The 22,854-nt window shown below is 68.8% G+C and carries 19 protein-coding genes and 1 pseudogene; 13 read left to right on the top strand and 7 right to left on the bottom strand.

Annotated features, from left to right (window positions below; all coding sequences use genetic code 11):
* Positions 1–20 precede the first annotated feature (20 nt).
* The gene (locus tag DB32_RS02940) at positions 21–698 is read left to right on the top strand and encodes an L-2-amino-thiazoline-4-carboxylic acid hydrolase (RefSeq protein WP_157068659.1); all 678 of its coding nucleotides are present in this window, start codon (positions 21–23) and stop codon (positions 696–698) included.
* On the opposite strand, the gene DB32_RS02935 is transcribed toward DB32_RS02940, so the two are convergent.
* From DB32_RS02935 to DB32_RS02925, 3 genes are read right to left on the bottom strand one after another with little or no spacing between them, the layout of a single operon-like run.
* Positions 699–1,349: a hypothetical protein gene (locus DB32_RS02935; protein ID WP_053230894.1), complete on the bottom strand. Its 651-nt coding sequence runs from the start codon at positions 1,347–1,349 to the stop codon at positions 699–701.
* Between the two features lie 59 nt (positions 1,350–1,408).
* Positions 1,409–1,723 carry a hypothetical protein gene (locus tag DB32_RS02930; protein ID WP_053230893.1) on the bottom strand — a complete coding sequence of 105 codons (315 nt, stop codon included), beginning with the start codon at positions 1,721–1,723 and terminating at the stop codon, positions 1,409–1,411.
* Between the two features lie 25 nt (positions 1,724–1,748).
* Positions 1,749–2,570: an alpha/beta fold hydrolase gene (locus DB32_RS02925; RefSeq protein ID WP_053230892.1), complete on the bottom strand. Its 822-nt coding sequence runs from the start codon at positions 2,568–2,570 to the stop codon at positions 1,749–1,751.
* 84 nt (positions 2,571–2,654) lie between these two features.
* Here DB32_RS02925 and DB32_RS02920 point away from each other — a divergent pair, with 84 nt between their 5' ends.
* Positions 2,655–4,091, top strand: coding sequence for a trypsin-like peptidase domain-containing protein (locus DB32_RS02920; protein ID WP_053230891.1), 1,437 nt, complete (start codon positions 2,655–2,657; stop codon positions 4,089–4,091).
* A gap of 62 nt (positions 4,092–4,153) precedes the next feature.
* Here the strand turns inward: DB32_RS02920 and DB32_RS02915 are convergent, their stop codons facing one another.
* From DB32_RS02915 to DB32_RS02905, 3 genes are all read right to left on the bottom strand, one after another.
* The gene (locus tag DB32_RS02915) at positions 4,154–5,461 is read right to left on the bottom strand and encodes a hypothetical protein (RefSeq protein WP_157068658.1); all 1,308 of its coding nucleotides are present in this window, start codon (positions 5,459–5,461) and stop codon (positions 4,154–4,156) included.
* 106 nt (positions 5,462–5,567) lie between these two features.
* Positions 5,568–6,320 (bottom strand): Crp/Fnr family transcriptional regulator, encoded by a 753-nt coding sequence (locus DB32_RS02910; protein ID WP_053230889.1) that lies wholly within the window; start codon positions 6,318–6,320, stop codon positions 5,568–5,570.
* A gap of 39 nt (positions 6,321–6,359) precedes the next feature.
* Complete coding sequence (locus DB32_RS02905; RefSeq protein WP_053230888.1) at positions 6,360–7,313, bottom strand: NTP transferase domain-containing protein; 954 nt, start codon at positions 7,311–7,313, stop codon at positions 6,360–6,362.
* A gap of 254 nt (positions 7,314–7,567) precedes the next feature.
* Between DB32_RS02905 and DB32_RS02900 the strand changes: the two genes are divergently transcribed.
* The 10 genes and pseudogenes from DB32_RS02900 (at position 7,568) to istB (ending at position 17,192) form a co-directional block, all read left to right on the top strand.
* Positions 7,568–7,855 (top strand): hypothetical protein, encoded by a 288-nt coding sequence (locus DB32_RS02900; protein WP_053230887.1) that lies wholly within the window; start codon positions 7,568–7,570, stop codon positions 7,853–7,855.
* 70 nt (positions 7,856–7,925) lie between these two features.
* Positions 7,926–8,138 (top strand): hypothetical protein, encoded by a 213-nt coding sequence (locus tag DB32_RS02895; RefSeq protein ID WP_157068657.1) that lies wholly within the window; start codon positions 7,926–7,928, stop codon positions 8,136–8,138.
* A 111-nt stretch (positions 8,139–8,249) separates the two neighbouring features.
* A complete protein-coding gene (locus tag DB32_RS02890; protein ID WP_157068656.1) occupies positions 8,250–8,660 on the top strand; it encodes a hypothetical protein in 411 nt (136 codons plus the stop codon).
* A 64-nt stretch (positions 8,661–8,724) separates the two neighbouring features.
* A complete protein-coding gene (locus DB32_RS02885; RefSeq protein ID WP_053230884.1) occupies positions 8,725–9,261 on the top strand; it encodes a hypothetical protein in 537 nt (178 codons plus the stop codon).
* A gap of 285 nt (positions 9,262–9,546) precedes the next feature.
* Positions 9,547–9,729, top strand: coding sequence for a hypothetical protein (locus DB32_RS46330; protein WP_157068655.1), 183 nt, complete (start codon positions 9,547–9,549; stop codon positions 9,727–9,729).
* Positions 9,730–10,146: 417 nt separating this feature from the next.
* Entirely contained in the window at positions 10,147–11,748 is a 1,602-nt protein-coding gene (locus DB32_RS02880; protein ID WP_053230883.1) for an RNA-directed DNA polymerase, read from the top strand.
* A 401-nt stretch (positions 11,749–12,149) separates the two neighbouring features.
* Entirely contained in the window at positions 12,150–13,952 is a 1,803-nt protein-coding gene (locus DB32_RS02875; protein ID WP_083457107.1) for an AAA family ATPase, read from the top strand.
* Positions 13,949–14,869, top strand: a complete 921-nt coding sequence (locus tag DB32_RS46325; protein ID WP_157068654.1) for a hypothetical protein — start codon at positions 13,949–13,951, stop codon at positions 14,867–14,869. Before DB32_RS02875 ends, DB32_RS46325 begins: the two co-directional genes overlap by 4 nt.
* A 307-nt stretch (positions 14,870–15,176) precedes the next feature.
* Entirely contained in the window at positions 15,177–16,418 is a 1,242-nt protein-coding gene (gene istA / locus DB32_RS02870; RefSeq protein ID WP_083458454.1) for an IS21 family transposase, read from the top strand.
* Positions 16,415–17,192, top strand: a pseudogene (gene istB, locus DB32_RS02865) (IS21-like element helper ATPase IstB). Before istA ends, istB begins: the two are co-directional and overlap by 4 nt.
* Positions 17,193–17,611: 419 nt before the next feature.
* On the opposite strand, the gene DB32_RS02860 reads toward istB, so the two are convergent.
* Positions 17,612–21,214, bottom strand: a complete 3,603-nt coding sequence (locus tag DB32_RS02860; RefSeq protein WP_075097434.1) for an AAA family ATPase — start codon at positions 21,212–21,214, stop codon at positions 17,612–17,614.
* 64 nt (positions 21,215–21,278) lie between these two features.
* On the opposite strand from DB32_RS02860, the gene DB32_RS02855 reads away from it, so the two are divergent.
* Entirely contained in the window at positions 21,279–22,661 is a 1,383-nt protein-coding gene (locus DB32_RS02855; protein ID WP_169791314.1) for a serine/threonine-protein kinase, read from the top strand.
* Positions 22,662–22,854 lie beyond the last annotated feature (193 nt).

Raw genomic sequence — 22,854 nt, 5'->3', positions numbered from 1 at the left:
TTCGGCCCGTGACCACGACGATGCGGGCGATCCGAGGGACGGTGATGGGCGAGCTCGCGCGGTGGCGACCCTCGCTGGTCGAGGCGATCGCGCAGCGCGAGGGACGCGAGGCCGCGGAGGCGATCTGCGACGACGCCGCGCAGCGCCTCGACGCGATGCTCGACTCGATCCCGGACGCGGGCTGGACCGCGCCGCACATGCGCGCGTTCACGATCGGCGGTGCGATCTACGTCGCGACGTACCTCGCGCTCGTCCCGCGCGGCTACGACGCGGCACGCGCGTGGGACGTGTGCGAAGCGGCGACACGCGCGCGCTTCGCGGGCATGCGCGGCATGGAGCGCAGCATGGCGGCCAACGGGCTCTTCGTGTGGCCGATGAAGGCGCTCTCGCGATGGATCGCGAAGCGCTCGCACGAGGCCCCGGTCGGCGGCTGGGTGTTCGACTTCGTCGAAGGCGAGCCGGGCACGTTCGAGTACGGCGTCGACTACAAGCGCTGCGCGATCCGCGAGCTCGCGATCGCGAACGGCGCCGCGGAGTTCGCGCCGTACATCTGCCTCGCCGACGTGCCCGGGAGCGAGGTGTTCGGCTGGGGCCTCACCCGCACCGAGACGATCGCCCAGGGCGGCTCGCGCTGCGACTTCCGTTTCCAGCGCGGCGCCGAGACGCGCGTGCGCGTGAAGCTCCCGATCACGCGTTGATCAGCGCGCGCGATGGCACTCGGCGCAGGTGCCGAGCAGCGCGCCGTACGCGCGAGCGCGCATCGCGTCGTCGCGCGCACGTCGTGCGTCTCTCGCGCGCTCGCGGACGACGTCGTTCGCGATCTCCGGAGTGCTCGCGAGCAACGCGGCCGCGCCCGCGGCGTATCGCTCGGCATCGGACATCACGAGGCCCTCCCACAGGCGATCGCTCGCCCACGCGTGGTGGCGCGGCGACACCGTCGCGTCGCTCGCAGCGCCCGGCGCGTCGGACGTGCGCGCGCGCGCACCCATCTCGCGATGACACTCTCCGCACGTCCTCGCGACGGTGCCCAACGCGTGCGCCGCCGCGCCGAGGTCCCGCGCCGACGCCACCTCGCGCGCGGCGCCGTGCATCACGTCGAGCCACAAGCTCCGCAGCGGCGCGCTCGGCTCCGCGCGCGCGAGCTCGCGCGCCGCACGTCGCGCACGCGCGAGATCACCGCGCACCAGCGCGTCGCGCACGCGGATCGACGGGTCGAAGTGGTGCGCCGCTCGTGGCGGAAGCGCGCGCTCCTGCGCGGGCGCGCTCGGGGCCTGCACGAAGAGCGGCAACGCGAGCGCGACGGCCGCGATCGCGAAGAGCACGACGTGCCAGCCCGTCCGCACGGTCACATCGGAGCACCTACGCGCCGTGCGCCTGCGCCCCAACGCGTCCGTTCGGACGTCCGTGCTCACGCGTGCGCGTCGCGGCTCGGCGAGCCCTCGCCGTGGATCCGCGCGCGGAGCTGCGCGAGCAGACGATCGCGGCTCGCGTCGTCGTTCCGACTGCGAAGCAGCAGCTCGCCGTCGACGACCACGCGCGTCGACGTCCACGTGCCCTCGGGCCCGCCGCGGACCCACTCGACCAGCACCACGACGTCCTCGGTGTCGACGCGCGGCTCGATCTCGAAGACGAACCCCTCCAGCCCGAGCTGCTCGAGGAGCGCAGCCGCGGCGGCGCGCGCCTCGAGCAGACCGTCGAGCGTCCACAGCTTCGATCGCTCCATGCACGCGCAATTAAGCGCGGCGCGCTCAGGCGCGCGCCTCGCGCGCGGCGCGCGCCGTCCGTCGCGGCCGGTCCTCCAGCAAGAAGCGCTCGACGACCTCGGCGAAGAGATGCGGCGCGGTGGTCATCCCTTCGTGCGCCTGCCCTCCGAGCGCGACGACGCGCGCGTCGCGCACCGTGTCCGCCAGCGCGTCGGTCATGTAGCGCGCACGCACGCTCTCGGTCCCGTAGAGCAGCAGCGTCGGCATCGCGAGCGCGCGCGCTCGCTCCGGCGCGAACGTGTAGCGGTGCATCGCGCGCAGGTCGCTCAGCGACGCTCCGGCATCGCTCGTCCACGCCGCCCAGTCGGGCGAGCTTCGCAGCGCGCGCAGCTCGTCCGGCTTCACCCGGATCGCTTCGCGCAAGAACGTCTCCGCGACCGCGTCCCACGCCTTCGCGGCGCCGAGCGTCTCGAGGCGCGCGAGCAGATCGTCGTCGATCATGCTCGGCCGGGGCGGCTCGTAGAGGACCAGCTTCGCGACGAGCTCGGGCGCGCGCATCGCCGCCTCGAGCGCGCACAGCGCGCCGAACGAGTGACCGAGCAGGAACACCGGCGCGCCGAGCGCGCGCACCACCGCGACCACGTCCGCGCCTTCGTCCTGCACCAGGTGCCCGGAATCGCCCGGAGTCTCGCCACGCCCCCGACGCGCGATCGCGACCACCGTGAAGCGATCGCGCAGCCGCGGCGCGACGTACGTCCAGTTCGTCTCGTGATCGCTGAACCCGCCGTGCACCAGCACGAGCGGCGGCCCGGTGCCCGCGCGCTCGTAGGACACCCGCGTCCCGTCCTCCGCCACGACGCTCTCCATCGCACGACCTCCGCTCGACGCGATATCGCGACCGCGCGCTCGCGCGCGAGTTGGTCCGGCGCTGCCCGGGATGACCTCCTCGACATGAACGTCGTCCGGGAGATCGCATCGCGGCGCATCGCCATCGTCGTCTGCGGCGTGGCGCTCGGCCTCACTGCTTCCGCGTTCGCGCCGCCGAGCTCCTCGCGCACGCTCGCGCAGCCGTCCGAGCGCAGCGCGACGATCGCCGACGCGCAGCGCGTCGGCAGCGCCTTCGCGGCGGTCGCGGCGCGCGTCGCGCCCTCGGTCGTGTCGATCCGCGTCGACGCGGTGCTCTCCGAGGAGGACATCTCGCCGCTGCTGCGCTGGATGCTCCAGGATCTCCCGCCCGACACCGTCATCGCCGCGGGCGCGTCGGGCTTCGTGATCTCCGAGGACGGCGCGATCCTCACCAACCGCCACGTCGTCTCGCGCGCAGCGCGCATCCGCGTGCGCCTCGCCGATGGACGCGTGCTTCCGGCGCGCATCGTCGGCACTGATCGCGCCACCGACCTCGCGGTGATCCGCGTTCCGGCGCGCGGGCTCGAGCCGCTGCGCTTCGCCGACATGCGCGAGCACCAGGTCGGCGACTGGGTGGTCGCGGTGGGCTCGCCCTACGGCTTCGACGCGACGGTGACGACCGGCGTCGTGAGCGCGCTCGGGCGCAGTGGGCTCGGCATGAGCGAGCTCGAGGACTACGTGCAGACCGACGCGGTGATCCATCCCGGCAGCTCGGGCGGTCCGCTCGTCGACCTCGACGGCGCGGTGGTCGGCGTCACGACGATCGTGCTGCGCCCCGCGCCCGGCGTGAGCTTCGCGGTCTCGGCCGATCTCGCGCGGGACGTCGCGCAGCAGCTGCTCGAGCACGGGCGGATCCGCCGGCCGTGGATCGGCGTCGAGCACCAGGACCTCACGCCCGAGCTCGCGAGCGCGCTCGGCGCGCCCGAGGATCGCGGCGGCGCGATCGTCAACGCGCTCGACGCGGAGAGCCCCGCGGCGCGCGCCGGCGTGGAGCTCGGCGACGTGATCGTCGCGGTCGACGGAGCGCCGGTCGAGCGCAGCGTCGATCTCACGCGCCACCTGCTGCGCCATCCGATCGACGACGACATCACGCTCGGCGTGCTCCGCCGCGGACAGGAGCAGCGCATCGCGCTGCGCGCGATCGCGCGCGCCGCGGAGGAGGACGAGGAGCGCCCTTCCGCCACACGCACGCGAGCGCGTCCGCGGAGCCGCGATCTCGGCATCGAGCTGCTCGCGCTCACGCCCGAGCTCGCCGAGCAGGTCGGCTACGAGGGCCGCGACGGCGCGATCGTCGGCGGCGTGCGCGAAGCAGGCCCCGCGTACCACGCCGGCCTGCGCCCCGGCGACGTGATCGTCGACGCGGATCGCCGGACCGTGCGCACGGTCGAGGATCTCGGCCGCGCGCTCTCCGACGGAACCGCGCTGCTGCGCGTGGTGCGCGGAGACCACGCGTTCTACACGGTGCTCGGCGAGCGCAGCTGACGCGCGATGCGCGCGACGCATCGCCCCGCGTCGAGCGATGCGCGCGACGCATCGCGCTCCGATCAGCGGATCACGATCTCGCGCAGCACGCGACCACGCACGTCGACGATGCGGTGCCCGGGCAGCCACACCGGCGCGGGGTCGCGCATCACCACGGCGCGCGGCCGTCCCGGCTTCTCGCAGGGCGGCGCGAGGTCGTACGGGAAGCTGCGATCCGCGACGACGTAGCTCTCGATCACCGCGCGGTCCGCGCCCGCGTGGGTGCACAGATACCCGTCCAGGAAGTCGACGAGCTCGGGACCGTCCGCCGCGCGGTCGCTCGCGCCCTCGGCGAGCCAGCGGGTGAGCACGCCGAACGATCGCGCGCGCTGCTGATCGACGTCCGCCGACGCCACGTAGAGCCGCCACAGCGAGCTCGCGATGATCCACTCCGAGAGCGGCTGCGACATCGGCGCGCCCGCGTTCGCGACGAAGTCACCGCTGCGCGGGAGCGCGCCGAGATCGAGCGCGAGCGAGATCTCGCCGCCTACGGTGTCGCCGTAGAACGGATCGCCGCGCACCGCCGACGCGAAGAACGAAGGCCAGCCCTCGTTCCACGCGAGCCGAGGATCGGTGTCGGCACCGGCGTGGGGATCGCCGCCGACGATCCGGCTGAACGGGATCACGTGCTGGAGGAAGTGCCCGAGCTCGTGCAGCAGCACCGGCTCGTCGAACTCGTCGGTGTCGTCGGGGCCGCCGAGGATCCACAGCTCGTCGCCGCTCGCGTACGACGTGCCGCCCGGCGTGGTGCGGCCTCGCTCCCAGTGCGTCTCGAGCGGCGGGAAGGGCTCGTCGCGCTCGAACGCGACGCGCGCGTACTCGAGGCCTTCGCGCATCGTGTGCGCGATCGCGAGCGCGCCGGCGAAGTCGGTCTCGCCGACGTGCAGGTCCCCCGCGGGACCGCGGAACGCGTAGGTCGCACCGTCGAAGTCGGTCACGGCGCTCTCGGGATCGCCGCTCGACGCGAGGACGCGCACTCCGTCGCCCTGCGCGTCGAACGCGTAGGCGCCGTCCTCGTCGGTCGTGGTGCGCGCGACCTCGCGCTCGCCGTCGAGCAGCACGACGATCACGCCCGGCGCCGACGACGCGATCGCGGCACCGAGGCCGGTGCGCGCGAACGGGCGCCGATCGTACGTGACGCGCCCGGACACCCCGCTCGGCGGCGCATCGCTCGCCGCGTCGATCACCGCGGACGCGTCGTCACCTGGCCGCGCCGCGTCGACGCTCCCTTGCGCCGCATCGCGTCCCGCGTCGCCCTCTCGTGGGCTCGCCTCGTCGCATCCGATCACCACGAGCCACGCCGAGAGGATCGCGCACGCCGACCATCGCATCGCGCGATGCTCGCCCGCGCGTCGCGGCACGCGCAACGCTCATCGTGGGCCCTGGTGCTCCTTCCGACTCGATCTCGTCGAGCAGCGCGCTCGCGCGCGAGCGTGCTCAGGACGAGACGGTTCCGTCCTCCTCGTCGGCGCCCCCCGCGCCTCGCAGCGCGCGGAGCTCGTCCGTCGAGCGGATCACGAACCCGTCCTTCGTCGTCGCGACGAGCCCGTCCTTGTGCCACTGCGAGAAGATGCGGATCACCGTCTCGACGCGCGCGCCGACGTAGGTCGCGACGTGCGCGCGCGAGAGCGCCAGCGGGACGTACGTCTTGCCGTCGATCCCCTCGTCGCCGAAGCGCTCCGCGAGATCGAGCATGAACGCGGCGACGCGCCGCAGGACCGTGCCCGACGCGAGCACGTCGATCTTCGCGTGGAGCAGCGCGCAGTGCTCGAGCAGCGCGCGGTTGATCGCGAGCGCGAGGCGCACGTCGGTCTGCACGAGCTCGAGGATCGGCGCCGCGGAGACGCGCAGCACCTCGACCGACGGAGTCGCGGCGTACGCGTCGGCGATGAACGCCCGACGCTCGAGCGTGACCGGGATCGCGGGGCTCTCGCCCGGCCCGAAGAGCGCGATCAGCGTCGACTCGGTGCCCGGCGCGCGCTGCAGCTCGAGCACCCCGCGCAGCACGACGTGGAAGTGCTCCGCGGGCGTGCCGCGCCGCCACAACGACTCGCCCTGCTGCAGTCGATGCACGCTCGCGTGCGGCACCAGCGCTGCGAGGAGCGCGGGATCGAGCGTGCGGAAGAGCCGCGACGTGGAGAGCGTCCGGAGGAGCGATTCACGCTGCACGTGGACCTCGGTGCGATCCATGGGGCCTCGGCCGGCGACCAGCAAAACGCGCGTCGCGCATCATCGCTCGCCGAGCACGGCGCGCGCGACTTCGTCGAGCCGCGAAGGATCTCCACGCCGCGCCGCGCTCTTCATCCCGTGCACGAGCGCGAACCGCTCGAGCGCGCGCAGCGCCGGCCACCGCGCGTCGAGCTCCGGGCCGAGCGCGTCGCGCAGCGCGATCGGCGGCCGTGACGCATCGAGCTCGGGCACGACGTCGATGTCGCGCGTCGTCACGCCGGCGAGGAGCGCGCGCACCGCGTCGATCGCGACGATCTCTCGCGCGCCCTCGACCACCATCGCGCGGCGCACGTCGAGCGCGAGGGCGCGCCACGCCTCGAGCGACAGGTGCGCGCCGGCGCGATCGAGCGCGCGCCGCGCGGCGAGCGGGACGAGCTCGAGGCGCACGTCGATGCCCTCGAAGGGCCACACGTGCGCAGGCACCTCGAGCACCTCGGGCGTGTTCGCGTTGACGAGCTCCTCCTCGCGAGCGTCCACCTCGATCAGCTCGTCGAAGCGCGCGACGTCGTGCAGCGAGCGCCGCCCCTCCGCGATCCGCGCGGCGATGCACGGCGCGAGCGCGCGACGGTACACCGCGACCAGCGGCTCTCGTCGCGCGCGCACCACGAGCGCACCGGGCGCGCGCTCCGCCGCCGCGATCACCGGCACGAGCGTCGCTGCGCGCACCCGCGGCAGGTCCCCCGGCAGCACGACGACGTCGCCCAGCCGCTCGAGCGCGGTGAGCACACCACCTGCCGGTCCATGCCCTTCGTGCGCGTCGTCGAGCTGCGCGTCACCGCGCGCCGCGACCTCGGGATCGCACGCGCCGACGAGCGTCACCGCGCGCCCGGTCGCATCGCGCAGCGCGGTGATCGCGCGGTCGACGAGCCACCCTCCCTCGAGCGGCTCGCGCAGCTTGTCGCGACCGAACCGGGCGCTGCGTCCGCCCACCAGCACGATCGGGTGCAGCGTCATCGTCGGCTCGGATGCTGACGCGAACGCGCCGGGCGCGCGAGGTTTCGCGTCCACGCAAGCCAGCGGTGCTCCGCGTTGCAGCGGTGCGAACCCGGACGGCACGCGACCTTGCCGCGGAACGATCGACACACGTGCGGCCCGTCGCCACGGCGCTGCCCTGCGCACGCCCGAGCTCTCGGTGCGTGTCGGCCGGCACGGGCATCGCACTCGGAGATCGGGAGCTGCGGCACCGTTCGCCGCGACTCACTCACGTCATGACGGACTGCGCCGAACCCACGCTCACGCCGCTCGCCCGCGCGCTCGCCGACGCGTGTGCGCGCGCGGCGAAGGCGCTCGAGCGCACGGGCTGGTGGTCGAGCTCGGTGGCCGCGAAGGCGCGCGCCGCCGAGGCGCAGCTCCGTGGTTGTCGTCGCTGCGGCCGCGCGCTCGTGCTCGCGCAGCCGTCGTGGCGCGTCGTCGAGGTCGACGGCACGACGTTCGGTCTCTTCTGCAGCCTCGAGTGCGCCGACGCGTTCGAAGCATGCGCGGAGGCCCCCGGGTGATCGTCGCTGCGCGAGTCCACTCACGCGCCCTCCGTTGCAGCGCATCGAGCGTCGTGATGTCGTCCACCGCATGAAGCGAACGCTCGCACGCCGTATCGCGGCGCGTCGTCGCCTCGTCGAGATGGCCGAGGATTTCGCGCCTTTCTACGATCGCACACGCCTCGAGCGCGTGTTGCGGGAGCGCGCGCCGGGGCTCGTGCGCATCATCGGCGAGCGCGAGGTGAACGCGGTGCTCGAGATCGCGACGCGCCCACTGCGCAGTGGAGATCCCGCGATCGCGTGAGCGCGAGCGCGTGGCGTGGAGCCTCGCGCGACGTGGCACGTGGAGCGCCTCGCGACGCGCGCGCAGGTGGAACCCGTTTTGAACGCGACGATCACTCGGAAGAGAGGGATCGTGACGACGGAAGACCTCGCGCGCCGGAAGCAGGAGCTCTTGTGGATCCAGCACGAGCAGGGAACGTTCGTGCGTCGCGAGAAGCGCTACTGCCGCCACGACAAGGAGTACGTGATGGCCGTGGGCCCCGCGCGCTGGTGGGGCTACGTGCTTCCGGCGATCGCGCTGTTGGGCTTCATCGCGGTGATCGCGGTGGTGTTCGTCGACCCGTTCGGGATCTTCGCGCTGATCGCGGCGGGCCTGCTGATCGCGCTGCTCGGGCCGTTCATCGCGCTCTCGCGACGCCCGCTGCGGTGCCCGCACTGCCGGCGCGAGGTGCCGTACCACACGAAGGAAGAAGCGGACGAAGCGGATCGCCAGGAAGCCGCGCGCCGCGCAGCCGTGGGCCCGAGCGCGCCGTCGCCGACGTGAGCGGAGCGACGACTTTCGGCGCGGCTCACGAGACGAGCGCGCATGCGCGCTCCCAACATGAAGCATGGGCCTCACGGTCGAGCTCGGAGCGCAGGGCTACTTCTGGCACCTCGACGATGACGCCGCGCGCGTCCCCGCGGCGATCGCGGCGATCGAGTGGCTCGTCGCAGAAGGGTTCACGAGCCGATTGCGCGAGCTGGTGCTCGACCGACGGACCGGCGAGCAGCGCGTCTACGAAGTCGCGCGCGACGCGGACGAGGTGCGGCGACGCTGGCTGCCCGACGCGGAGGCGGCACCGATCATCGAGAGCGTGCGCGACCTGCGCGCGCGCATCGGTGGCTCGTCGATCTCGCTGCCCTTCGGCGAGGATCTCGGGATCGAGTGCCCGCGGTTCGCCGTCGTCGCGGATGGTCCGAATCGCTCGTTCTGGAAGGTGATCCCGCCTTGGGCCGAGTGGCGGGGCGCCGGTTTCCTCGGTCCGCTCGAAGGCTGCTACTTCGGACACGACGCGGCGGACCCGGGGCTGCGCGGGCTCCAGCACGCAGCACGCGAGCTCGTGAGCGGGGCCAAAGCGCATCGGCTCCTGCTGAGCGCGAGCTGATCGCGAACGCGCGCCTTCCGACGCGCGATCGAATGGACGGGAGAGCGAATGGACGGAAATGGAAAAGGCCGACCTAATGGTCGGCCTCGTTTCCACTACGTCGTCGTGCCCAGGGACAGAATCGAACTGCCGACACGGGGATTTTCAATCGGCTCGGCCTGCGCGGGCACGCCCGAACCGTCGGATTCGCACGGGATTCGAGGGGCGGATGGGACGGGTCACGACGGCTCGTCCCAGCTCAGCCCCGCGTCGTCCCACCTGGGCGGCGCGTCGCCGCGTAGCCGGATGATCGCCTCGCTGGGCATGTCTATGGTGGAGGCGGTGGCCGTCGGTGACCTCGAGGCGGCCCGCGTCGCTCACGCTGCGATCGGGCATCTGCTGACCCCGTCGGCACCTGCGATTGCCGGAGCGGAGATCGTCGAGCTCGCCGGCTGGCGGCCCAGCACCCCGACGCGGACGGAACGGTGACGCGTTTGGCGACGACACTTCGCCAGCGCGCGGCTGCCTACGCTCGCGGCGGTGGGCCTCCGTCGCTGCGCGCCGCCGAACACCGCCGCTTGAGGACGCGATGCGCGAAGCCGGCGTCGCGGTCTCGATTGATCATTCGGGACCCCGGCCGGGCTGTCACTGGACGTGAGGCCCTTCCCCTCGCGGCGACTGAAACGCACGATCGTTCCGCGGAGACCAGTGCCCGCTGCGGTCCGGCCGCGAGCGGCTGGTCCAGGAAATCTGAGCTGCATCGTCTGACCTTGGGCGTCGGAGGCCCGCGGGACACGATCGGCGCGTTGGCACGACGATCACGCGCCGCACCCGCGACCTGCTCCACCCGCCTCACGATCCGAGGTACACTTCCCAAGAGGCGCAACACAACCGACCGGCAGCTGATTGGTTAACACGTTCAGTCGATTTGCCACGCAACTCGATCTCAACGCCGCGGCCGTTCGAGCGACGCGCTCCAACGACCTGATTCCGCCTCGGCCGGAGGACAGCGTCGCGGGCTCTCTCGGGAGACGCTTCTCCGATGGGCTACTCGCGCGCCTCGAGGGCGGCACGTTCTCACCATCACGCGCGTACTTCGTTCCGGTCCCGAAGCGCGGGTTCACGACCCGCCCCGCCGCCGTTCTGACCCTCGACGACAGGGTCGTTTTCGATGCCACGGTGGAGCTACTACGAGATCGCATCGAGCAACGGCTCAACGAGAGTGTCTGGTGGCCACGCGGCGCGAGGAGCGAGAAACGATGGAAGGAGTTCACGTCGTATCCGCTCCTTGACGGCCTTACAACGCACATCGTCGAGGCGGACATAACGGCATTCTATCAGTCGGTGGATCACGTGATTCTTCGCGATAGGCTCGCGGAGCTCACCGGTCGCAAAGATGTCGCGAGTGCCCTCGCATCCTTGCTCACCGCGGTTATGGGCGCGCCGCGTGGCCTGCCGCAAGGGCTCGACGCGTCAGATCCTCTCGCAAGCGCGTACCTGACACCAGTCGACGCAGCTGCCGCGGGTGCCGCGATGCGGTACGCACGGAACGGGGACGACATTCGCGTTGCGTGCAGGAGCTACTCCCAAGCACGAGAGTGTCTATCGATCATCGAGGATGCGCTTCGACGCGAGCACCTCGTCCTCAATAGCAGCAAGACGCGGATTGTGACCCGCGCAACGTATGAAGCGGAGGCCGCCGCGTTAGCGGCTCGTCGCGAGTCCGTGCGATCTGCGATAGCCGCAAGGCGTAGGCAGGCGCTTCTTGCTGACCACGACAGGCTGCAGGCGGAGCTCGAAGCGGCGGGCCTCGACGAGCTCCCTTGGGCGATTTGGTACCACCACACGATGACCGCAGAAGAGGCCATCACCGCGCTGGCTGATCGACTCCAGCCGACGGACGTCGACGTCGCGGAAGAATTGTTCGCGGAGCTCGTCGTGGCGCCGGTGCCGATTGACGAGGGCCTAGTCCACCAAACGCTGGTCGAATCCCTGCGAATCATGACCGCAGCTCAGTCAGATGCAGCAATCCCGCACGCGGCAAAGCTCCTCCTGCGCTATCCCGACAAAACCGAGATCGTGTGTCGGTATTTGCTGCACTCCGCGCGAGCTCACCCGGAAGCTGTAGCGGCGGCAGTCGACACCTATTCAAAAGAGGACCTCTTCCGGACGGCGCTCGAGCTCGCGTGGGTCTTGCGCGTCGCCTCGCACGTCGGAGCGAACGCCGGGGCAGCGACACACCGCCTCGCCGAATCAGTCATGGGCGAGGAGGACATTTCGTGGGTGGCGAGAGTCGAGGCGCTTCGCTTCGCTGCCACGTCGGGTGCGCTTTCGTTGGCCGCGTGGCAGAAGTTTTGGAGGGTCGCGCCGCCTGCTTTCAAGCCGAGTGTAATCGAAGCCGCTGCGCTCAGTGAACCGGACCATAAGTGGCCGAATGCCGTCGTCAGCGTGGCGAAACAGGACTCCGCGCTGGAAGCGATCGTCAAGCGAGCTCGGCAGCAGCCCTAGCTAGCGGCGCGTACACAGATTCTGAATCGCAGCATCCCGTCGCGAACGGGTCCGATCCGTCGGATTCCTGGCAGATTCGCGATCAGGACGTCTCGCTTCACGACGCGTGGTCCCGCTTCCTTGCCACCTCGCCCCGATTCGCGAGCGCGTCGCCGCGTGCACCGATGCTCGCCGTGCTGAGCGCCGCGATGGGCCGACGCGGCGGCGCACGGCGACGTGGAGTCGGCGCGCGTCGCGAATGAAGCGATCACTCACCTGCTCGGCATACCGAACCCGGGCAGCTGAACGAGAACTCGCGCTCCGTCTCGGAGCCGCGGCTCTAGTCGCGCGTCCACTCGTATTCCCGCGCGAGCAACCTCGTGCGAGGATACGGGCTTAGAACGCCGCGCAGGGGTTTCCGCATGCTTCAACGTCTCGTCATCGCCGGGTACAAATGCTTCAGAAACGAGACCACATTGGATCTCGCACCGGTAACGGTTCTTGCCGGTGCGAACAGCGCTGGAAAGAGCAGCGTTTTCCAGGTGCTACGTCTGCTTCGACAATCATTCGGCACGAGCAGCGGTGGTCCGGGGCTGATTCTCAACGGAGACGAGATCCAGGTCGGTCGAGCGGAGGATGTGGTCACGAGCGATGCCACCGGTAGGGCCGAGTCTGTGGCAATCAGCGTCGAGGTCGGGAGCGGGACTGGATACAGGGACGACGTCCCGTACACGCGAGGTCTTCTGAACGGCTTCGTCTTGCGTACGACGTTCGCTGCTCCCGAGCACTCACTCACCCTCCCCCTGTCCGAGCTCACGATCTCGGTGGCGACCCGCGGCAGAGTGCCTGAGCGTTTCGTGGTGAAGCGCCGCGCGGCCTCACCCAGTCCCGAAGCGCCGGGCGTGCCGGGCATGACCCAAGCGCCGTACGTCGTGGTGGGCAGCGGGGGAACCGACCTCGTCGCCCTGCAAGGGCTCAGCGTTCAAGACGCGTGGTCCCCGGACAAGCATCTGATGGCTATCGTCGGGACGCGCCGTCGGATTCTCGAAGAATGCGGGGCGATCCTTCGCGTGGTCGCTCCCCCGGCGGCCGCCGCGGATGCAGGCTCACTCGTTGACCGTGAAGCTCTGGCGCGACACCTCGCACGCCTCGATGACGGCGAAATTCTCGAGTGGGCAGCAACGTTCTGGCGACAGCTGCTCGACCCTGACTTGGCCCCTACCGATTTGCGGACACGGCTTGTCGCGGCAGTGACTCAGCGGTTTGCGACGATTGAAAGCGTGACCGCAGACCTGCAGCGGGCGGACCTTTTCCGCGAGAACGCGACTCACGCGTGGTTGGCTCCGGCCATCGCCGCACTCGCGAGCCTCGAGGGGGGAGCGCGCCTCCGCCAACTCATCGCGGAGGCGATCGCTCAACGCGCAAGCGACGCACCGACGTACATTCAGAGTCACGGAAGTGTCCCGCTATGGGGCGTTCAAGAGTTCTTCGCAAAACGGGTGGTTCATCTCGGTCCGGTTCGGGAGGCACCCAAGCAGCTATACTCATTCGCCGTTCCAGCAGAAGGCGTCGGCGCAAGGGGAGAGGCCGTCGTGAACTTCCTCGCGGCCCATGGGAGCTCATCGGACGCGCGCCCGATGCCTCCTCAGCCCGGCTCGGCATGGCAATCGGAGGACGTCCCTCTCATTACGGCCATATCGGCATGGGCATCGTGGATCGGTGTCGCTCGCGACATCGAGGTAGTGGACGCTGGGAAGTATGGCCGAGGCGTGCGTGTCACGGGTTTCGGCGGAAGCGTTTCGGACCTACCCCACGTCGGCACCGGACTTTCGCAAGTGCTCCCGATCCTCGCGCTCTGCCTGGCGGTGCCGAGAGATTCGACCATTCTGCTTGAGCAACCAGAGCTCCATCTACATCCATCCGCGCAGACGCGGATGGCGACGTTCTTCAATGCGTGCGCAGCATCCGGGCGACAGATCGTCATCGAGACCCACTCCGACCATATTATCAACGGGCTCCGGCTGGACGTCGCCCGCGGGTGGGTCGATCCTTCGAACGGCCTCGCAATGCTGTCGTTTGCGCCGACCGAGACGAGCGGGACGAGCGTCGTTCGTGTCGAAATCGATCGTGACGGCGTTCTGACGGATTGGCCGCCTGGGTTCTTCGACGAAGCGGATACAGTTCTCGCTGAGATGCTGCGACTGCGGACACGGAGGAGGCGATGACGTCAGTGCTCATCGAGCCCTCTGCAGTAGTGTTCGCCTCGGGCGATGATGAACGCGACTTCTATGCCCGCGTCGCTGACCTCAAGGAATTTGTCTACGCCAACCGCCACATTGTGCTCGTTGTGCCGCGCGAGGCGGCGGCTCGTGTCCACACCCCGGCAGCAAACCGCGCGCGGATTTGGGACGCGGTGCGGCTCGCCATGAGTCTTCTTGCCCGGCGAGGCGCTGTTCGAGAGCTCGACTATTGCGGGCGCGAGGAGTCCATTTCGGTCAAACCAGTCTTGAGCCGAGAGGCCCCGGCGTACGCAGATGACGACCTTTGGATTTCCACGCTCGACGTGCTGGGTGCGGCGCTAGCCGATCCGAGTTTGGAACTTCGTGGCGTGTATGCAGTTGAGCCATGCGCCAGCTGCGTCCCTCAAGGCGCGCGCGCTCTCGAGGTCGTGCACCTCGGCGTGAGTGCCCGACTTGCTGTGATCAGGATCTCAGGCGCTGCTCCGTCGGTGCCGACATGGGCGCTGGACCCGTGCGCACTAGCTCGGGTTCGCGAGCGGAGGACAGCAAACCCACCGAGCGGCCGGCTCGTCGTGTGGGAAGATACCGGGCATCGTCCGACGGCTGCGGCCGTGAAAGTGCTGGAGTCTTTCGCGGTGCACGACGTTGTTGCGCCGCTCGTGCTTCGCATCGGGACGCGCGAACGCGTCACAGGACGTCCTGATCGGTGCAAGCTGGAACTTGGAGCAGAAGACGACGCAGGTTTCTTCTGCCTCCGCTTCAAGCTTTACGACGGAGATCAGCTTTGGAAGGGCATCATCAAGACGGCCGCGAGACAATCCGATGAACTGGACGCCGTGTTCGCGGCTACTTGCTCCATCTATACGGCACTCTGTCACGACGCAGGGCTTCCGACGGACTGACGGCGCGAGCTCCAGTGCCCGCCAGCAACGAGGGCAACGCCGCATCCGGAGCACGCCTGCAGGTCGAAAGCGAGGACTGCACCGCTGCATCCGCCGAATAGGGATCGTCCCCCCGACGTGTTCAGTCCTCGCGCGGCTCTGGAGAACGCCCGCGGTCGTCACGGGCGCGGCGGCTGCTCTTGTAGGGCGACAGCAATAATGACCCCCTCGCGACAGTAAAACTGACCCCCGTCGTCGGCCTGACGAGGAGGCTGAGATGTCGACGGGCGAGACGATGGCCCCTCCGCGTGCAGCGGAGGAGGTCGAGATGGTGGAGCCGGAGGTGGTCCGGCAGATTCGCGGGCTCGGCGAGCTCGGCTGGGGAGCCAAGCGCATCGCGCAAGAGCTCGGCGTGGCGCGCAACACGGTGCGCCGGTACCTGCGCGGCGGCGCGGCGGCGGAGGTGCAGGTGCGACCTGGCGCCCGCGTGCTCGACGAGGATGGTCGAGCCGAAGCACGGCAGCTCTTCGCGACGATGGCGGCGGGCAATGCCGTCGTGGTGACGCGCGAGCTGCAAAGGCGCGGCCTCGTGGCGAGTGTTCGCACGGTGCAGCGCGCGGTCGCTGACGAGCGCTCGAGGCAGCGCGCGGAGGAGCTCGCGACGGTCCGCTACGAGACGAGCCCGGGGCACCAGATGCAGATCGACTTCGGCCAGAAGCGCGTGCTCATCGCGGGCGTCGAGGCCGTCGTCCACCTGCTGGTCTGCGTGCTCAGCTACTCGCGGCGCATCTTCGTGCGCGCGTTCCTCGCGGAGCGCGGCGACGACTGGCGCGAGGGGGTCGCCTCCGCGTTCCAGCACTTCGGCGGAGTGCCGATGAAGCTGCTGATCGACAACGCGCGCCCGCTGGTGCTGCGCCGCGACGAAGGCGTCGTCGAGCTGCATCCCGAGTTCGCGGCGTTCTGTCGTGACTGGGACGTTCAGGCGGTGGCCTGCGCGCCGTACCGCGCTCGCACCAAGGGCAAGACCGAGAGCGGCGTGAAGTACGTCAAGCGCAACGCCATCGCCGGTCGCTCGTTCACGAGCTTCGCTGCGCTCGAGCAGCACCTTGCGGAGTGGATGCGCGAGGCGGACGAGCGCGTGCACGGAACGACCCACGAGAAGCCGTCCCAGCGATTCGCTCGCGATGAGGCCGAGTGCCTCCGACCTCTTCCCGCTCGGCCCATCCCGTCGCGTCATCAGCGCCTCGAGCGTCGCGTCGCGAACGACTGCTTCGTCGACGTCGACACCGTGCGCTACTCGGTCCCGCATCGACTCGTTCGCGAGCGCGTGCAGGTCCACGTGGGCGATGAGCACGTGCGTATCTATCGCGGCGCGGAGCTCGTCGCGACGCACCGACGCTCGCGAGCACCGCACACGATCGTGCGCGACCCGGCGCACTTCGACGGCCTGATCCGCGCCGCCTCGAGCACGACGCGCGAGCCCGACGCGGCACCGCCACCTGCCAACGTCGAGACCTTCGGCCGGAGCCTCGAGAGCTACGCCGCGTGCATCGAGGAAGTGGCGTCGTGAACGGCGTCGAGCTCACGCACGCACGCGTCGTGGAGACGCTCACGAAGCTGCACCTCGGACACGTCGTCGAGCGCCTCGATGCGTACCTCTCGGAGGCGGCGCGAGAGAGTCTGACCTACCTCGACTTCCTCGATCGCGTGCTCGCCGGCGAAGTGAGCTCGAAGCAGCGCAAGCGCATCGCGATGGGGATCCAGATCGCGCACTTCCCCGCGCAGAAGACGCTCGACGAGTTCGACTTCCGCTTCCAGCCGTCGGTCGACCAGAAGCTCGTGCGCGAGCTCGCCACCGGACGCTTCATCAGCGGCGGCGAGAACGTCCTGCTCTTCGGCCCGCCCGGCGTCGGCAAGACGCACCTCGCGATCGCGCTCGGTCGTGCGTGCGTCGAAGCCGGCAACTCCGTGCTCTTCGTCAGCGCGACCGCGCTCCTCGCCGCGCTCGCGAAGGCCGAGTCGGAGGGGCAGCTCGCAGAGCGCCTGACCTTCTACGCGAAGCCGAAGCTCCTCATCATCGATGAGCTCGGCTACCTGCCCTTCGAGCGTCGCAGCGCGCATCTGTTCTTCCAGCTCGTCGCCAGGCGCTACGAGCGCGGAAGCATGCTCATCACGACGAACCAGGCGGTCACGCTGTGGGGCCACGTCTTCGGCGATGACGTGCTCGCCGCCGCGATCCTCGATCGCCTGCTGCACACACACGCTCGTGATCACGGGCGAGAGCTTCCGGCTCAAGCAGAAGCGCAAGGCCGGTCTGCTCGGCGGACCGACCACGACCAAGTGAACCGATGACCGCTGGTGACGGGGGTCAGTTTTAGTGTCGTAACGGGGTCAGATCTTCCTGTCGCTTGACAGCTCTCGCCGAGAACGTGTCGAATGGCGCCGCTAGGACTCCAATCAGCTTATTGTCCAGTAGCGCCACGACGTCAGTGCCTGCCCGCGTTGCTGTAGAACACCGTCGTCCAGTGAAACCTCGCACCGGCAATCGAGCCATCGCGGATGGGCTCGCATGCCGCAGAACCCCCGTCTGTCATATGTGACGGCGCGCGGGCCCGACGCGGGGAGCCGCGCTCGCGTGGCTCGACCACGCACCCCGCTCCTCGACCGCGTCGGGCCGCGCTCGCGCGGCTCGATGCGCTTCGGGGCGAGCTCCAGATACCGGTCTTCGGGCCAGTGTGGCAGCACGCGCACGTATCGCTGCTGTCAGCGAAAGTGCCTCTCGATGAGAGCTGCCGCCTGCGTCGAGAGGTCCGGCCCCTCTTCGGTCGTCACGAGCCTGTCCGGGTGGTGCTTCGCGTACCACGCCCTCTTGGCCTCCCACTTCGCGCGATATTCAGCCCGGTGGAGCATTCCGAGGTGCTCCCAGAAGTACTTCTCGCCTCTCCAGGTGATCGTGAAGTCGGGGAGAAAGAACGTCCCGTCGCTCGCGAAAGCGGGCACTTCGTAGTCGAACGGAATCTGCCGATCGAAGAGCAAGTTGGCGATAATCACCTCGGACTTCGACCGGACGATTGCGCCCGCGAGCGTGTGGTGAACCTTCCCCTCCGCATACCAGTCCTTCATTCGCGCAAGCGCATCCGGCACCGCGCGGAAGGTGAACAGCGAGGAACGAATCGTGGCCAGCGCGGATCGCTCTCTTCGACGCATCGACAAGAGCGGACCGATGTCACGTTCGACGAACAACGTGCAGTGGCGTCGCGCTCGCGTCAGCGCGGTGTAGAACAGCTCCCGTGACATGAGCGAGCCGCTCGCGCCCGGCACCACGACATACGTTCGTTCGAATTCGCTTCCTTGACTCTTGTGGACCGAAATCGCGTACCCGAGCTCCAGGTTGTCCTCGACCTTCTCGCGCGGAGCCCATCGACCATCGGGAGTCTTTCCGGTGTCCTCACCGTACGAGACGCGAAGGTGAGGTTTGCGCGCGAACGAGACCTGAATCCGCTTCAGCCGGAAGAACCTCTTTTTCCACTCTTCGGAGTCGAACGAGTGTATCGAGGCCAGGCCGATCTCGCCGTTGAACACTTCTGTCGCGACGACGCATCTCTGCGTCTGGTCCCACGCGTAGAGCGGCCGTGACCTCGTGCGGTTTCTGATCTGGATGACCTTATCGAAGAGCTTGATTCCATCGAGTGCACCAGCTCGATCTCGTATACCCGATGTGACGTGTGCTTGACACTCGCGATTGAGCGCCTCGATCCCGTGCATCTCACCGCGCGTAGGAGTCAGGATCTGCCAAGCCTGCGGACCCTGCTCGAAGCCTTTTTGCCAGAGCTTGTAGGTCGGAGGATCAGCGCCGTCGGGCCATAGCTCAGTCAGGTCAGCGTCGATCCGCGCGAGCAGAAGTGACGCGAGTGACTGCGGGTCGTCGTAGTAGATCACCCGCAGGTCGGCGTCGACGTCGCCTCCCAATTGGACGCGGCGGAGCATCTCCTCGGTCGCAATACCGCTCGACTCGTCCTTTACAGCGGCGAGGGTCGCCCCCATGAAGGCCTGCGCAAGGTCGACAATCCCCGTTCCGCGCCCGGTCGCTCGTCCCTCGAGTTGCCTCAGGTTCTGCTGTAGCGTCTCGATGCAGTCCGGATGCTCGGCCGTGAGCCACTCGACGATGTCGGCGAACGAACGGCCGCGTCCGATCGGGGGCAGCTGGTTGGGATCTCCGACGAGAATCATTCGACGTACTGCGTTCCGGTCGAGCGCTCGGAGCGTCGTTGCGAGCACCTCCAGGTCCAGCATCGAGCACTCGTCGATGATGACGGTCTCGCAGCTCGTGTCCGGTGTGCGCCCTTGAGGGCGCACAGTCATGTTGTCGCGCAGCCATCCATTCCGTGCGAGAAACGCGTGCACGGTTTCTGTGCGCACTCCAGAGCGCGTGCCGAGTACCTCACGCAGTCGATCGGCGGCCTTCCCCGTCGGCGCAAGGGCGAGAACGGGAGAGCCGTCGCCGTGAGCGAGGCGAACCGCGTCTACGATCGCACGAACGACAGTCGTCTTGCCCGTTCCGGCGGCGCCGGCGATGCACGCGAGGGGCCGTCGGAACAGGCGCTGACACAAAGCGATCTGTCCGTCGATCGCGGTGCGGTAATCGTCCCCCTCGAGCCCCGCCAGCACGCTGTCGGACCGATGCAGCCAATTGCGCCAGTGCGCCTCGGTGACAGGCCGGCGCAGCGGCACGTCCGGACCGCCGGCGAAGAACCTAAAGTAGTCTTCGATCGCTCGCTCGTCTCGCCAGGCACTCTCGAGGTAGACGTACTTCGCACCCTCGATCTCTCGCTGGACCAGCGAAGCAGCTATCACTTCGCGATCGACTTCGAGGTAGCGCGAGCTGAATGCGTGACTCTTCCACGCCGGAAGCTTCGCGAGGCGGTCGTTCACCTGGGAGATCAGATGGTCGACCGGCACGAACGTGTCGGACGTGTTGCGCCTGAGTGCGTCCGCGAGAAGCGCGCGAAAGCGTCGCGCATCGTCGGGACCGACGTCGGAGAGCGGCGCCCCGCCGAGGTCCGGCGACGGCAACACCGCGCGGTCGACCGTGGCCCACGTGATCCTGTCATCGGGATCGTCTCCGATGAAGCGCTCACAAAGCACGTACGGGTCCTGCGCGATGTGGTCGAGGTTCTCGGGGAGCCCATGCTCCTCACGGTTCTCGCCTACGATTCGGTCGACGTGATCGCGCGTGATCTGCAGGCGCGGCAAGATGCGCTGGGCGACGGATCGAGCGCCATCGTCCAGGAGTCGAAATCGCCGGCTCGCGCGCTTGAGCGTCGCCTCGTCGAGCCCGAATGGCTTGCCCCCGCGCCCGACTTCCAGCGCGGCGAACACGCCCTCGGCGAAGGTGGAGTGTTTCGCGGCAGGTAACGCACGCAGTGGCTCGATTGCAGGTGCCGCGCCGAGAAACTCGAGGACTGCAGGAAGCCCAGGATACAAGCCACGGTCGCGCCACAGCTCCCCGGAAATGGCGTGCAGCCAATCCTCGCGGACGCGCCAGTCTTCGCTGTCATCGCCCATCGCTCGAAGCTCGCGGACGGCAGCCAGGAGCTGCTCTACGAGTCCGAGCGCGTCGTCATCGCTGAACGCGCGGGTACCGTATTTACAGAGCCTCGGATTGTCGGGCACGACGACGAAACGGTCGAGCGCTTCTCGGTCGCGACGATACCGGTGGTACGGAAGACGCAGTCCTTCGTCCGGATAAGCTGAGGTCACGTTCCGAGACCACACGAACGCTCCGCCGTAACGCTCTTTGTCCTTCTCAGCGGCACCCTCGTAGAAGAGCTCGGGCCCGATCTCCCTCACCCGTGAAATCCCGACCACCACGTATCGCGGCGCTTCGTCCTCACTGAATGGGTTGCTGTAGTTGGCGTAGTAGAAGACCAAACTCCGTTGTGGCTCGATCTGGGCGAAGTACTCCCGCGCACGGGCGAGCCTCTTGGCGTGGTCGTACCGTTTCCCGTCACGAAGCTCCTGGCCGTACATCTCCTCATACGGCCACAGGCACACCGTAGACGCAGGAACATCCCATTCTCGACGTGGCGTGCCCGACGCAAAGAAGTCCGGGGCGTCTGCGTATGCGCGCAGGCGCTTCTTGCCGAAAGCGTTGATGCTCCAGCTGCACGGTGGCATCGCGTCGACGCTCTCGCATGGACGCCCGGCGTTCGCAGTCTCCCACTCTAGGTCGCGCTCTTCGGCGATCGACTCACCAGGGTACGACCGGCTCCCGACGCAGAACGTGTTCCCGGCCGGGTTGCGACAGATGTGACCGTTCCACCCATCGTCATGCCACGCCACTCGGGCGCTGATGTGCATCGCCATGCGAAGAGCATCGGCGAACGCCGACCGCTGACGCAAGCTGGGCGAGATCGGTATGATCGGGGTGATGCCCCGGAAGAGCGCGGTGCGGATGATCCTCGATCAGCTCTCGCTCGTGGAGCTCAGGACGTTCGCGGACTACTACGACCTACCGACATCCGGCACGAAGGCCAAGCTCGCGTCGCGCATCGCAGCTCGAGTGCAACGGGACCTCAGCGAGCTCGTGTCGGCGCAAGGCCCCTGGGGAACGTCGGACTGGAACTCGCTCATCGAGGAGCTGGGTGGCTCCCGGCGGAAGAGCTGGGATGAGGTCCGAGAAGAGCTCGCGCAGTGCGTCCGCTTCGACCGCACGAGGCTACGCCGTCGAATGGAGGCGATCGGTGATTACTCCGTCGCCGACGTTCGCGAGGATCGCAGCCTGTTGGCGCGTTACGCCGAGATCCTCCTCGTCGAAGCGGATGACGTTCTCGATGCGATCGAGGGGATGCACGGAAACACGCTGATCTCGAACGTGTGGGACGAGCTGGTCGACGACCTCGGCACGCACCAGCGCGCTGAGAACGAGGACCTCGACAGCTCCGCGAATCATGCGGCCGCTCCAAACGGAACGAGCACCGCCGTGCCGCGAGCCTTGCGAACGTCGGGTACGACGCCAAATGGAAGCCAGACGCGCGCGACGGACCCGCTGGTTCTCAAAGCGGGCGTCCTGGTTGCGCGGCGGTACCGCATCACGAGGGAGCTAGGCCGCGGTGGCATGGCGACCACGTTCGAAGTCCGCGATGAGCGCTCCGACGCTGCGCGATTGCTGGTGGCGAAATTCCCGTACCCTGAATGCGTGGACATTCTGCGCCGCGAGTTCGCGGCAGGGCTCGAGATCACGCACCGCAACGTGTGTCGCTACCTCCACGACGAGCACGACGAAACGTTCGGCGCGTTCGTTCTGATGGAGCACGGAGGCGAGTCGCTCGCGAAGCGCTACGCGACGCGGCAGGCGCTCTGGCGCGATGCGCTAGCGATCATGCGACAGGCAGCCACGGGGCTCGACGCTATGCATGAGCACGAACGAGTCCACGGCGACGTCAGCGCAGGGAACATCCTCATCGATGACCGTGGGCGCGTGCGACTCGCGGACCTAGGGATTTCGGCGACCCTCGTCCGGCACTCAGCAGGCGAGACTCGTCACGCGACGTCGATCCTCGGCCAGAGCGATCATTTCAGCGCCCCGGAGGTGCGTACGGGAAGGCTCGTCTCCGCATCCGACCAGTTCAGCCTCGCGCGCGTCCTGTGCGCGATTCTGCACGGAGTCGACGCGTGGATTCGCAGTCCGGGATACGCTGATATGCTCTCGAGCTCACAGCGTGATGCGGTATATCGCGCACTCCACACGGACCCGCGCCAACGGTTTCCAGCCTGCGGCGCATTCATCGACGCGCTGGAGGCAGGGCGATGAGCGAGCTGGACACGGCAGCGAGAGCGCTGATCGAGCGCCTCGAGCGTGAGGTCGCGAGGGCTGATGCGCCGCGGACCACGCGCGTTGGCGGTTACAATCTCGCTGGTACGGAGCTCGAACGCCTGCTCCGCGTCGCCGCATCCCTAGCCTGTCGCGCGACGGGCACAACGCTCGAACGGGAGCTCGCTCGAGC

Origin of the sequence: Sandaracinus amylolyticus, from assembly GCF_000737325.1 — a bacterium.
In the GTDB taxonomy this organism is placed as follows: Bacteria; Myxococcota_A; Polyangia; order Polyangiales; family Sandaracinaceae; genus Sandaracinus; species Sandaracinus amylolyticus.
This window is presented reverse-complemented; position numbering and strand designations above follow the sequence as displayed.

Coding starts and splice junctions, on each gene's coding strand:
- DB32_RS02940 (WP_157068659.1), top strand. CDS start 21: ATGCGGGCGATCCGAGGGACGGTGATGGGCGAGCTCGCGCGGTGGCGA.
- DB32_RS02930 (WP_053230893.1), bottom strand. CDS start 1,723: ATGGAGCGATCGAAGCTGTGGACGCTCGACGGTCTGCTCGAGGCGCGC.
- DB32_RS02925 (WP_053230892.1), bottom strand. CDS start 2,570: ATGGAGAGCGTCGTGGCGGAGGACGGGACGCGGGTGTCCTACGAGCGC.
- DB32_RS02920 (WP_053230891.1), top strand. CDS start 2,655: ATGAACGTCGTCCGGGAGATCGCATCGCGGCGCATCGCCATCGTCGTC.
- DB32_RS02915 (WP_157068658.1), bottom strand. CDS start 5,461: ATGCGATGGTCGGCGTGCGCGATCCTCTCGGCGTGGCTCGTGGTGATC.
- DB32_RS02910 (WP_053230889.1), bottom strand. CDS start 6,320: ATGGATCGCACCGAGGTCCACGTGCAGCGTGAATCGCTCCTCCGGACG.
- DB32_RS02905 (WP_053230888.1), bottom strand. CDS start 7,313: ATGACGCTGCACCCGATCGTGCTGGTGGGCGGACGCAGCGCCCGGTTC.
- DB32_RS02900 (WP_053230887.1), top strand. CDS start 7,568: ATGACGGACTGCGCCGAACCCACGCTCACGCCGCTCGCCCGCGCGCTC.
- DB32_RS02895 (WP_157068657.1), top strand. CDS start 7,926: ATGAAGCGAACGCTCGCACGCCGTATCGCGGCGCGTCGTCGCCTCGTC.
- DB32_RS02885 (WP_053230884.1), top strand. CDS start 8,725: ATGGGCCTCACGGTCGAGCTCGGAGCGCAGGGCTACTTCTGGCACCTC.
- DB32_RS46330 (WP_157068655.1), top strand. CDS start 9,547: ATGATCGCCTCGCTGGGCATGTCTATGGTGGAGGCGGTGGCCGTCGGT.
- DB32_RS02875 (WP_083457107.1), top strand. CDS start 12,150: ATGCTTCAACGTCTCGTCATCGCCGGGTACAAATGCTTCAGAAACGAG.
- DB32_RS46325 (WP_157068654.1), top strand. CDS start 13,949: ATGACGTCAGTGCTCATCGAGCCCTCTGCAGTAGTGTTCGCCTCGGGC.
- istA (WP_083458454.1), top strand. CDS start 15,177: ATGGTGGAGCCGGAGGTGGTCCGGCAGATTCGCGGGCTCGGCGAGCTC.
- DB32_RS02860 (WP_075097434.1), bottom strand. CDS start 21,214: ATGGCGATGCACATCAGCGCCCGAGTGGCGTGGCATGACGATGGGTGG.
- DB32_RS02855 (WP_169791314.1), top strand. CDS start 21,279: ATGCCCCGGAAGAGCGCGGTGCGGATGATCCTCGATCAGCTCTCGCTC.